The 10,767-nt window shown below is 63.6% G+C and carries 9 protein-coding genes and 1 pseudogene; 7 read left to right on the forward strand and 3 right to left on the reverse strand.

Annotated features, from left to right (window positions below; translation table 11 throughout):
• The first annotated feature begins 52 nt into the window (after positions 1–52).
• The 7 genes from SD70_RS24505 to SD70_RS39435 all read left to right on the forward strand — a co-directional run bounded on the left by SD70_RS24505 (position 53) and on the right by SD70_RS39435 (position 6,959).
• Complete coding sequence (locus tag SD70_RS24505; RefSeq protein WP_394298011.1) at positions 53–1,327, forward strand: nitrate/nitrite transporter; 1,275 nt, start codon at positions 53–55, stop codon at positions 1,325–1,327.
• A gap of 34 nt (positions 1,328–1,361) precedes the next feature.
• Entirely contained in the window at positions 1,362–3,782 is a 2,421-nt protein-coding gene (nirB, locus tag SD70_RS24510; RefSeq protein WP_041050554.1) for a nitrite reductase large subunit NirB, read from the forward strand.
• An 18-nt stretch (positions 3,783–3,800) separates the two neighbouring features.
• Positions 3,801–4,157, forward strand: a complete 357-nt coding sequence (gene nirD, locus SD70_RS24515) for a nitrite reductase small subunit NirD (RefSeq protein ID WP_394298012.1) — start codon at positions 3,801–3,803, stop codon at positions 4,155–4,157.
• Between the two features lie 269 nt (positions 4,158–4,426).
• Positions 4,427–5,512: a molybdopterin oxidoreductase family protein gene (locus SD70_RS38560; protein WP_331436834.1), complete on the forward strand. Its 1,086-nt coding sequence runs from the start codon at positions 4,427–4,429 to the stop codon at positions 5,510–5,512.
• A gap of 70 nt (positions 5,513–5,582) precedes the next feature.
• Positions 5,583–6,536, forward strand: a complete 954-nt coding sequence (locus SD70_RS39925; protein ID WP_331436835.1) for a molybdopterin oxidoreductase family protein — start codon at positions 5,583–5,585, stop codon at positions 6,534–6,536.
• 14 nt (positions 6,537–6,550) lie between these two features.
• The gene (locus tag SD70_RS39430) at positions 6,551–6,685 is read left to right on the forward strand and encodes a hypothetical protein (RefSeq protein ID WP_269432525.1); all 135 of its coding nucleotides are present in this window, start codon (positions 6,551–6,553) and stop codon (positions 6,683–6,685) included.
• Positions 6,686–6,827: 142 nt separating this feature from the next.
• Positions 6,828–6,959 (forward strand): hypothetical protein, encoded by a 132-nt coding sequence (locus SD70_RS39435; protein ID WP_269432526.1) that lies wholly within the window; start codon positions 6,828–6,830, stop codon positions 6,957–6,959.
• A gap of 449 nt (positions 6,960–7,408) precedes the next feature.
• On the opposite strand, the gene SD70_RS36315 is transcribed toward SD70_RS39435, so the two are convergent.
• The 3 genes and pseudogenes from SD70_RS36315 to SD70_RS38570 form a co-directional block, all read right to left on the reverse strand.
• A complete protein-coding gene (locus SD70_RS36315; RefSeq protein ID WP_156158171.1) occupies positions 7,409–7,558 on the reverse strand; it encodes a hypothetical protein in 150 nt (49 codons plus the stop codon).
• Between the two features lie 16 nt (positions 7,559–7,574).
• Positions 7,575–9,887 carry an Lhr family helicase gene (locus SD70_RS24530; protein ID WP_231571502.1) on the reverse strand — a complete coding sequence of 771 codons (2,313 nt, stop codon included), beginning with the start codon at positions 9,885–9,887 and terminating at the stop codon, positions 7,575–7,577.
• A pseudogene (locus tag SD70_RS38570) lies at positions 9,790–10,767 on the reverse strand (hypothetical protein); the annotation flags it as partial. The pseudogene SD70_RS38570 and the gene SD70_RS24530, both read right to left, overlap by 98 nt.

A 10,767-nucleotide genomic window follows, 5' to 3' on the forward strand; every position in this document is an offset into this window, starting at 1 on the left:
TAATCAGATGGGCTTTTTCTGTTTCATTTTAGAAAAAAAGGAGCTGGGAGAAATGGTGGATCGGAAGTCGTTTTTGCAAAGCGGGCACAAAGGGTCGCTTGTCAGCGCGTTTTTGTACTTTGACATGAGCTTCATGATTTGGGTCATGCTCGGCCCGCTGGCGGTGCTTATCGCCAAAGACTTCAATCTCGACGCCGCACAAAAAGCCAACCTCGTGGCGCTGCCGGCCCTCGGCGGCTCCATCTTGCGACTTGTGTTAGGTTACTTGACAGACCGCATCGGCTCGAAAAAAACGGGAATTCTCGGCATGGTGCTGACCGTCGTCCCGCTTATATTCGGCTGGCAATTTGCGAATTCGCTCAGCGACATGTATTTCGTCGCCCTCATGCTCGGCATCGCCGGCGCCAGCTTCGCCGCCGCCTTGCCGCTCGCAAGCCGCTGGTACCCGCCGCAATATCAAGGCCTTGCGCTCGGCATCGCCGGTGCCGGCAACAGCGGCACGATTTTCAGCACGCTGTTTGCGAACCGGCTCGCACAGCATTACGGCGACTGGCACGTCGTGTTCTCCTTGGCGCTCATCCCGCTCGCGATCGTATTCCTCATTTTCCTGTTCATGGCCAAGGACAGCCCGAACCAGCCCGCGCCGAAGACGTTCGCCGATTACGGCCGGGTGCTGAGCCAGAAAGATACGTGGCTGTTCTGTCTCTTTTATATGGTGACGTTCGGCGGTTTTTCCGGCATGGCGGGCTATTTGACGATTTTCTTCAACACGCAGTATAAGCTGGGCGCGGTGACGGCGGCCGACTTCGCGACAATTTGCATTATCGCCGGGAGCTTTTTCCGCCCGGTCGGCGGCTGGCTGTCCGATAAGCTGGGCGGCATCCGGATGCTGATGGTGCTGTATGCGGTCATCGGCCTGATGCTTGCCGGCGTCTCCACGCTGCCGGCGCTAGGGCTGACGACAGCGCTGCTGTTCGTCGGCATGATGTGCATGGGAGCGGGCAACGGGGCGGTGTTCCAGCTCGTGCCGCAACGTTTTCCGCAAGAAGTCGGCATCATTACCGGCATCGTCGGCGCGGCCGGCGGTCTCGGCGGCTATATCCTGCCGAAAATTCTCGGCAACCTGAAGCAGTCGACGGGCTCATTCACGCCGGGCTTCCTGATTTTGAGCGCTATTGCGCTCTGCTGCGTCGTTATCATCTCGGTCGCGCAGCGGGAGTGGAAGCGCAAATGGATCGGCGCCGGCGGCAAAGTGAGCCAGCTCGCGGCCTCTGCGGCAAACTTGCATTCCGGCGGCAATATGAACCCGGACGCGACCAAGGCGTAAACGCCCAACAAGCTGAAGAAGGGAAGGAACTACTATGACCAACAAAGAGAAGCTTGTTCTCATCGGCAACGGCATGGCCGGCGTGGGCACGATCGAGCATTTGCTGAAGCTCGCGCCGAACAAGTACGACATTACGATTTTCGGCGCGGAGCCTTATCCGAACTACAACCGGATTTTGCTGTCGTATGTGCTGGCGGGCGACTCGCAAGTCGAAGACATTTTCCTCAATACGTACGAATGGTACGAGCAAAACCATATCACGCTGCACGCCGGCCACAAGGTGACGGCCGTCGATACGGCGGCGAAAACGGTGACGAGCGACAAGGGCGTAACGGTGCCGTACGACAAGCTGATTTTGGCGACAGGCTCGAATCCGTTCATGATCCCGCTGTCGGGAGCCGACAAGGATGGCGTCATGGCGTACCGGACGATCGCCGATTGCGAGCGGATGATCGAGGCGTCCAAGCGCTACAAGAAGGCGGTCGTCATCGGCGGCGGGCTGCTCGGCCTCGAGGCGGCGCGCGGCTTCCTGAACCTCGGCATGAAAGTTGACGTCGTGCATATCGTCGACACGATTATGGAGCGTCAGCTCGACCGGACCGCTTCGAAAATGCTGCAGGAAGCGCTGGAAGCGCAAGGCATGAACTTCTTGCTCGAAAAGCAGTCGGCGGAAATACTCGGCGACAAGCGGGTCACGGGGCTCAAATTCAAGGACGGCACGAAAACGGACGCCGACCTGATCGTCATGGCCGTCGGCATCCGCCCGAACGTGGCGCTGGCGCAGCAAATCGGGCTGGAGACGAATCCGGGCATCGTCGTGAACGATTACCTGGAAACGAGCATCCCCGGCATATACGCCGTCGGCGAATGCGCGATGCATCGCGGCGTCGCTTACGGGCTCGTCGCTCCGCTGTACGAGCAAGGAGCGGTGCTGGCGAAGAAGCTCGCCGGTGTCGAGTCGGCGCCGTACGAAGGTTCCGTCGTGTATACGAAGCTGAAAGTTTCGGGTGTCGACGTGTTTTCCGGCGGGCAGTTCCAGGATCAGGAGGGCACGAAGGCGATCCGCGTTCACGACGAGTTTTCCGGCATTTATAAAAAGGTCGTTATCAAGGACAACAAAATTATCGGTGCCGTGCTGTTCGGCGATACGGCCGACGGCACGCGCCTCATGCAGATGATTCGCAGCGGCACGGACGTGTCCGGCATGGAGAAAACGGCGATCTTGCGCGATTCCGCAGCGGAAGCCGGGGCTGGCGGCGGCGCGACCGACATGAGCGACGACGCGATCGTCTGCGGCTGCAACGGCGTCAGCAAAGGCGCGATCTGCAGCGCCATCAAGGAGCAGGGACTGACGAGCGCCGAGGAAGTGAAAAACTGCACGGGCGCGTCCCGTTCGTGCGGCGGCTGCAAGCCGCTCGTCAAAGATTTGCTGGCGCTGACGCTCGGCGACGCGTTCACCGGCGCTCCGGCGAAGGAAACGATTTGCGGCTGCATCGATCTGTCGCATGGCGATGTCGTAGCGGCGATCCGCGAGCAAGGGCTGACCCATGTGCGGGAAGTGATGAACGTGCTCGGCTGGAAAACGGACGAAGGCTGCTCCAAATGCCGGCCGGCGCTCAATTACTATCTCGGCATGATCAACCCGATCTCTTACCGCGACGACCGCACGTCCCGTTTCGTCAACGAACGGATGCACGCCAACATTCAGAAGGACGGCACGTACTCCGTCGTGCCGCGCATGTACGGAGGCGTGACGACGCCGTCGGAGCTGAAAAAAATCGCCGAGGTGGCGGAGAAATACCAGGTGCCGACCGTGAAGCTGACCGGAGGGCAGCGGATCGATTTGCTCGGCGTGAAAAAAGAAGATTTGACGGCGATGTGGGCCGACCTCGACATGCCGTCAGGCTACGCTTACGGCAAAGCGATCCGCACGGTGAAGACGTGCGTCGGCGAAGATTACTGCCGCTTCGGCACCGGCGATTCGATGGGGATGGGCATTGCCCTCGAGAAACGTTTTGAACGGCTGAATACGCCGGCGAAAGTGAAGATGGCCGTGTCCGGCTGCCCCCGCAACTGCGCGGAATCCGGCATCAAGGATCTCGGCGTCGTTTCCGTCGACGGCGGCTGGGAGCTGTACGCTGGCGGCAACGGCGGCGTCAAGGTGCGTGCCGGCGACCTTCTGGCGACGGTCAAGACGGAAGCGGAAGTGATCGAGTACACGGAAGCGTATTTGCAATATTACCGCGAAACGGGCAACTATGGCGAGCGCACGTCGGAATGGGTAAGCCGCCTCGGCATCGAGCATATCCGCGAGGTGGTGCAGGACGAAGCGCGCCGCAAGGAGCTGCGCGAGCGGATCGACGTCGCTCTGTCGGTAACGAAGGATCCGTGGAAGGAAGCGATCGCAAGCGATGCGATCAAGCGCGACTTGTACGACGTGGTGGAAGCGAACTGAACGGGAGGGCGACTTGCGATGAACAGAAGTGCAGAAAATTTGGCGGAAACCGAGGTTCGCTGGGTCGATGTGGCGTCTTACGATGAGTTGCCGGCCGGCACGGGCAAAACGGTGCGCATCGGCGCGCTGGAGCTGGCGCTGTTTCGGCTGACGAGCGGCAAAGTGCATGCCGTCCATAACAGGTGCCCGCATAAGGACGGCGTGCTCGCGGAAGGCATCGTATCGGGCGAGTTCGTGTTCTGTCCGATGCACGACCGCAAAATCCACGTGCCGAGCGGCGAAGTGCAGAAGCCCGACGACGGCTGCGTGCGCACGTACGAAGCGAAGGTCGAAAACGGCCGGGTGCATATCGCCGTGCCGGGCGAGGCGCATTAGCCTGGAGCGAGGCGGGGGGTCTGCCTGCGGCACGCACGTTCGGCAGCTGGGAAACGGTGCTGGAGCGGCGCGGCTTAACCGGCTCGTGAATCATAGGCGGGTGAACGGACCGGCTTCGCTGTCGCGCGGACGGATTGGCTTCGTCGGCGCGGGGCATTGGCATTAGTGTTAACGTGCGTTCGTATAAGCGGACGGCGTGCTTGCCGGGCCGGAAATGCGGGCCATGTGGAGGGTATAGAAACTACGACGAATGTAACGGAGGAGGACCTATGAGCACACTGACGAATGCGCTGCCTGTGACGGCGGCCTCCTCCCATTGCTGCTTCTGCAGCATGCAGTGCGGAATCGAGCTCGTGCCTGGCGAGAAGGGAGCGGGCCTGACGGTCAAGCCGAGCCAGCATTTTCCGGTGGCGACGGGGCGTTTGTGCCAGAAAGGGCTGAACGCGCTCGATCACGTGCTGCATGAGGAGCGGGTGCTAGCGCCGCTCGCCCGCAGCGGAGGCGGCTGGAGGCAAGCGGGCTGGAGCGAGGCGATCGGCGGCATCGCCGCCGAGATTCAGCGTATCCAGGCGCAGTACGGGCGCGACGCCGTCTCCGTATATGGCGGCGGTTCGCTGACGAACGAGGTCTGTTATTTGCTTGGCAAGTTTACCCGCGTCGCGCTGCGTTCGAAATATATCGATTACAACGGACGATACTGCATGTCGTCGGCTGCGGCGGCGGCAAGCCGGGCGTTCGGGCTCGACCGCGGCATGACGTTTCCGCTGTCCGATATCCCGCTTGCTTCCTACATCATTCTCGCCGGAACGAATATCGCCGAATGCCAGCCGACCATGGTGCCGTACTTGCTGGAGGCGAAAAAGAACGGAGCAATCATCGTGACGATCGACCCCCGCAACACGATGACGTCGAAGCTCGCCGACATACATGTGCGGCTGCAGCCTGGTTTTGACTCGGTGTTTGTGAACGGGCTGCTGCATGTCATCGTGCAGGAGGGGCTGTACGACCGCAAGTTCACGGAGGAGCGCACGCACGGCTTCGCGCAGCTCGCGGAAGCGGTGAAGCCGTACACGCCGTCCTATGTGGAGGAGCTGACCGGCGTGCTCGAGGCGGTGACGCGCACGATCGCGCGCGGCTTCGCCAAAGCGCAGCGCGGCATCGTGATGACGGCGCGCGGGCTGGAGCAGCAGTCGAACGGCGTGGAAAATACGCTCAATTACATCAATCTGGCGCTGCTGACGGGCAACGTCGGCAGCGGGGTGCGGCTTCGGCGCCGTCACCGGGCAGGCGAATGGGCAAGGCGGCCGGGAGCACGGCCAGAAAGCGGACCAGCTGCCGGGGTATCGATCGATTGAAGATCCGGAAGCGCGCGCTCATGTCGCGTCGGTATGGGGGATCGCTCCCGACGAGCTGCCGGGCAAAGGCGTGTCGGCCTACGAGATGCTGCAAAAGATCGACGAAGGAGAGATCAAAGCGATGATCGTGCTCGGCTCGAACCCCGTCGTATCGAGCCCTAACGCATCTTTCGTGGAGCGGGCGCTGCGCAAGCTGGAGCTGCTCGTCGTCGTCGACCTGTTCGAGACGGAGACGGCGAAGCTGGCGCATTGGCTGCTGCCGGGCTCGTCGTTCCTCGAAGGGGAAGGCACGCTGACGAACGTCGAAGGGCGCGTCTTTCACCGCGCCCGGGCGCTGCCGACGCCAGGCGAGGCGAGGCTCGATTACGAGCTCATATGCGAGCTCGCGGAAGCGCTCGGGCGCGGGGAGCATTTTCGCTACGGCGGCATCGAGGACGTATTCAATGAACTGGCCAGGGCGAGCGCGGGCGGCAAAGCGGATTACGGCGGCATCACGTACGAGCGGCTGAAACGCGAGCAAGGGGTGTTCTGGCCGTGTCCGGCGCCGGACCATCCGGGCAAGCCTCGCATGTTCACGAAGCGGTTCGCGCATCCGGACGGCAAAGCGAAGCTGTCCGGCATTACGCCGAAGCTGCCGGCCGAGCCGATTGACGCCGATTACCCGTACATTTTGACGACCGGGCGGCTCGGCAACCACTATTTGAGCGGTGTCCAAACGCGGCGCACGCCGGGGCTGATGAAAAAAGCGCCGGAGCCGGTGGCGGAAATTCACCCTTGGCTGGCGAAGCGCATTGGCCTCGGCGTAGGCGACCGGGTGCGGATTACGAGCCGGCGCGGCTCGCTCGTCTTCGCCGTAAAAGTGACGGAGGGCATCCAGCCGCGCACCGTGTTCGTGCCGTTCCATTGGGGCGAGGAGCTGAGCGTCAACAAGCTGACGAACGACGCTCTCGACCCGACGAGCCGGATGCCGGAGTTCAAGCTTTGCGCGGTCCGCGTGGAGCGGGCAGCGGAATCATTTTCATGAGGAGGGGACGCCGTATGCAGCCGTTCGAAAGAGATGTTGCGTTCGATAGGGAAGGCGACGAGGCCGGGGCCTGGAGCTGTCTCGAGGCCGGCGAAGAAACGTATGTAAGCGCGGATGCGCAGGAAGAGGACGACGCGTTTTTTGGGTAAAGGCGACGGACGCAAAGGCTCTGCTTACGCTTGGCGCTTGGCTGTCTCTCTCTGCAGGGAGAAAAGCGCTCGTGCCGTAGTAGGATGGCGTAATCCGGTTCTCCTTCCGGGCGTGGAGCGTTGCAGGCAGGCGGTTGGCGATGTGAAGGAACACGCAGGCGCGATTACGGTGAATGGATCAGACCGGCACCAGCTTGGCAAATGGCGTTTAAAGAACCGGTTTCGCTATGCAGCGTCTTGCGGGGCGCTGATAGGCGCCGATATGACGGAATGAACATATGAGGACCGGGTGTTCCGTGAATAACGACGAAAATTCGCCTAGAGCGTCCTTGGAGGCGATAACGGCCGGCATTTTCATTTTGCTGAAAATCAGCGTCCATACAGTCTTTGTTCAGCGAACATGGGCTTTATTGCAGGTAGCGCGGAAGTGTTCAAGCAAGCCAACATCGTGCGCCAAAAGGTCGCGAAGATGCTCGAGGGCATAGACTGCCTACAGGCTTCCGCGCCGGGTTCGCCTAAGCAGCACAAATGCGATGTGACCCGGGAATGGGCGCGACCGGCACCGTTTAACAACAGATCAACGCCCAATTGGCAAAAAGCAGCTCCGCCCGCGTAAAGTGCGCTGGGCGGAGCTGCTTTTTGCGATGCGCGGAAACGTGCGCCGGTGCGGGCGTGCACAAGCCGCCTGTTCCCGCTTATTTCGGGCGATGGTGTGCCCCGGATTCAGCCGAGCTGGCTCGGCCACAGCACGAAGCTCGACCGGTCGCGCTCCGCGCCGAGCGCTTGCAGCGCGGAGGCTTGCGGCGTATCGGCGATCGGCCGGCCGTCCCACGTGCGATGACGATTTTGCGCAAGCTTTGGCGCTTCATGCATTGCTGCAAAATCTCCTTCAGCTCGGGTTCCGGCGCCGCAGCGGCGGGAACGCCGGGCAGCTCTGGCGCGGCGATGCGGCGGCCGCCGTTCTCCAGCCATAACGTCCACCGGCCGCGCTGCCTGACGAGCCAGTTGCCGGGCTTGCGGGCGAAGCCGGCGAGCTTGCCCGGCGCGGGCCACGGCAGCAGCCAGCCGTAACCGTTGGCAGGATCGCAGGCCGAGAGCAGCGTCGGCGCAGCGGTGCCGGAAGAGGCAGCAACTGTGGACTTATCGGCAAGTGCGGACAAGAAGCTTGGCGCGCGAACTGGACCGATTCCAGCTCGCGGATAAACAGGCCGCGGACGACATGGCCGAGCAGCTCGAGCTGCTTCAGCACGCCGGACATCGTCTCCCACGAGAAAGGGCAAAGGACCGCTACGAGCGGCTTGGAGACGATGCCGTAGCTGTCCAGCAGATGGCGTGCCCAGCGCAGGGCGGATGCTTCGTAAGGCTGCGCTGCGGACGAAACGGATGGCGTTTCCGGACTGCTTTCCGCTTGGAGTGAGGCTGCGCCGCCGGCATCCGCGCCGTCAGGCAGTGCATACCAGCGGCCTAGTCCGGAGCGAAACTGGTCGGCTTGCTTGGGAGAACGCTCCGCGGCGATTCGCAGCGGCGCGAATTGATCGTTGGCGACGCGCCCTTCCCAGACGAGCTCCAGCAGCTGCGAGAGCAGTGCGGACGGCGCGAGCCCGGTGTCCATGCTCAGCTTCGTCAGGAAGCTGGCGCCGCGCGTTTGCAGCAGCCGCAGCAGCTCGGGACGGGCGCTGGACTCGGCCGGCTGGCGGTTTAGGAGCGGCTGATACAGCTCCTTGTCCTCCGCGAGGAAAAAAGCGACGCTGCCTTCCTTATCGCCATCCGCTTTGCGCCCGACCCACAGCAGCTCTCCCGAAGCGCAGAGCAGGTCGAGATGCTCCTTCCGGTAGCCGGGCAGGCGGGCGGGCAGCAGCAGAGCTTCCCACTGGCCGACGGGCGCGAACCAGCCTTGCAGCGGCCGCAGCGCTTCTTTGAGCTGCGCGGCGGGATCGTCTGCGGCGGCGGCCGCTCCGCTCCGTGCGGCGCCTTCGGCGGCAGGGCCGCTTACGCGGTGCAGCTCCAGCAGAGCCGAGGCATAGCGCTCGGCGTTCAAGCCTTCGCGCGAAGCGCGGAACGTCCGCAGCGAGAAGCGGATCAGGCGCGCGGCTGTTTTGGCGCTCATCCACAGCCGCTCGGCTGCGCTGTCGGCGAATGGCGCGGGCTGGATGAGCTCGAGCCGCTCCGCTTCGCCGATCCAAGCTTCCGCCTGCTGCCGGGTAAGCGGATAGCGCTGCGCGATGTCGTCCGCCCGGAACGAAAAACGAGTGTCCGCATATCGTTTCAGAACGAACATGACGGCATTCGCATCGGACGGCAGCGCTTCATAGAGAGCGAGCTCATCGCTGCACACGTAGCGGGCCTCGCCGCCGCTGAAGCTGACGGCCGCCGCGGAGCCGTCCGCGGTCACGCTGCGCAGCCATTCGTCGGTACGTTTCGCGCCGAGCAGAGGCAGCAGCTCGGCGCGGCTGTAATCGCCGCGCTCTTTCAGCAGCCGTATCAAATCGCCGGGGTGGGCGAGCTCAGCCTGCGGTTCGCCCGCGCGGGCGCGCTCTGCGGCGACGACGTCCGGGTCGAGAGGAGGGGAGGCCGCCGGGCCAAAAGCTTCCTCGGCCAGCTTGCGGCTGATCCCGAGCAGCTCGAGCTGCACGTCGCGCGGGACGGCGTCGGAATCGTACATGTTGGCATGCACATAATCGTATTCGTATTGCGCCGTCATCGGCGACGGGTAGGCCGTTTCGCAAATCGACCAGGCGACGCTGCCGGTCTCGAGACCGGTCAGCAGTTCTTCCATGCCCGGCACATCAAGCTTTCGTTCCAGACTGACGCGCACCGCCTCGGCGATAAGGGGGAACCGCTCCTTGAACGGGAGAGCGTCCTTGAGCAGCTCTTCGGCGCGCAGCCGCTTGACGAAGGCCGGCACGCGAGTGAAGCTGCGGCTGAGCAGTAGCGACGTCTCCGCCAGCTCGCGGAACGCGGCGGCGAAATACGGCGAGCCTGCGGCTGCCGCCGCGACGAGCTCCCTCGCTTCCGCGGCCGTCATCCCCACGACGGCGCTGCGCGCTTCGCGGATACGCTCGCCGTAGCGGAAAACGAGCTCGATGCCGTTGTCTTTGGCGTTCTTATGAACGGGAGTTATGCCAAGCAGCGCCAATTTGCGTTCGATCGCCAGCAGCCAGGTCCGGTTTACGGTGCGGCCGAACAAGCTGTGCAGCACGATGCGGACGCGGCTTTGCTCGTCGGTGTACTGCTCCAGGACGACGTTCCTGTCCGTCGGCAGCGGCGTGTGCGCCCGCTGGGCGCGCGCCAGCCGGATGAGCTGGGCGGCGGCTTCCTCCTCCATGAAGCAGGTTTCGCCAAGCCATGACGCGGCGCGCCGGTCGGCAGGCGGAGCGCAGCGGTTCGCCGGGGGCGAGGGGCGGCAGTCCGTCTGCGCGCGTTATGGCGCCGCCGGCTCCGGCGGCAAGTTCGGCTTCGCCGGCAGCTCGCGGCGCGTCCGCTGCAGCGCTGCGCGCTTCGTCCGCCGTCTCCGCTTCGAGCAGCTCGTCCAGCTCGCGCCACAGCCTTCCGACGTCGCGGCTCAGCTCCAGCGAACGGCCGGCGCCTTCGCCGCGCCAGAACGGGATTTCGCTGAAGCGATTGGACGTTTCGGCGACGTACACGCGGTCGGCCTGAATGCGCTGAATGCGCCACGACGATGTGCCGAGCTGGAACACGTCGCCGACCTGGGATTCGTGAATGTACTCTTCGTCCAGCTCGCCGAGGTGGACGCCGGATTCATGGTGATGCACAGGATAGGCGGTGCTTTGCGGGATCGTGCCCGCTCCGAGAAGGGCCGCCATGGAAGCCGCCGGCAGCCGCTCGAGGCGGCCGCTGGCGCGGTCCCAGGCGATGAGCGGGCGCACGAACGGGTAATGGCCGGCGAGCATGTCCAGCACCGCCGCCAGCTTCTCGCGCGGCAGGCCGCAGTAGCTGTCGCTGCGCGCCAGCAGCCGCTCGAGCCGCGCCACGTCCCATCCGTCGCCTGCCGCCAGCATGGCGACGATATGCTGCGCGAGGACATCGAGCCCCTCCCGCGGCACGCGGAGCGGCTCGATGTC

It is taken from the genome of Gordoniibacillus kamchatkensis (assembly GCF_000829455.1).
In the GTDB taxonomy this organism is placed as follows: Bacteria; Bacillota; Bacilli; order Paenibacillales; family NBRC-103111; genus Gordoniibacillus; species Gordoniibacillus kamchatkensis.

What these genes read in the sequence shown, in the direction of transcription:
- SD70_RS24505 (WP_394298011.1), top strand. Translation starts at nt 53, where the DNA reads ATGGTGGATCGGAAGTCGTTTTTGCAAAGCGGGCACAAAGGGTCGCTT.
- SD70_RS39430 (WP_269432525.1), top strand. Translation starts at nt 6,551, where the DNA reads ATGCAGCCGTTCGAAAGAGATGTTGCGTTCGATAGGGAAGGCGACGAG.
- nirD (WP_394298012.1), top strand. Translation starts at nt 3,801, where the DNA reads ATGAACAGAAGTGCAGAAAATTTGGCGGAAACCGAGGTTCGCTGGGTC.
- SD70_RS36315 (WP_156158171.1), bottom strand. Translation starts at nt 7,558, where the DNA reads ATGCATGAAGCGCCAAAGCTTGCGCAAAATCGTCATCGCACGTGGGAC.
- SD70_RS38560 (WP_331436834.1), top strand. Translation starts at nt 4,427, where the DNA reads ATGAGCACACTGACGAATGCGCTGCCTGTGACGGCGGCCTCCTCCCAT.
- nirB (WP_041050554.1), top strand. Translation starts at nt 1,362, where the DNA reads ATGACCAACAAAGAGAAGCTTGTTCTCATCGGCAACGGCATGGCCGGC.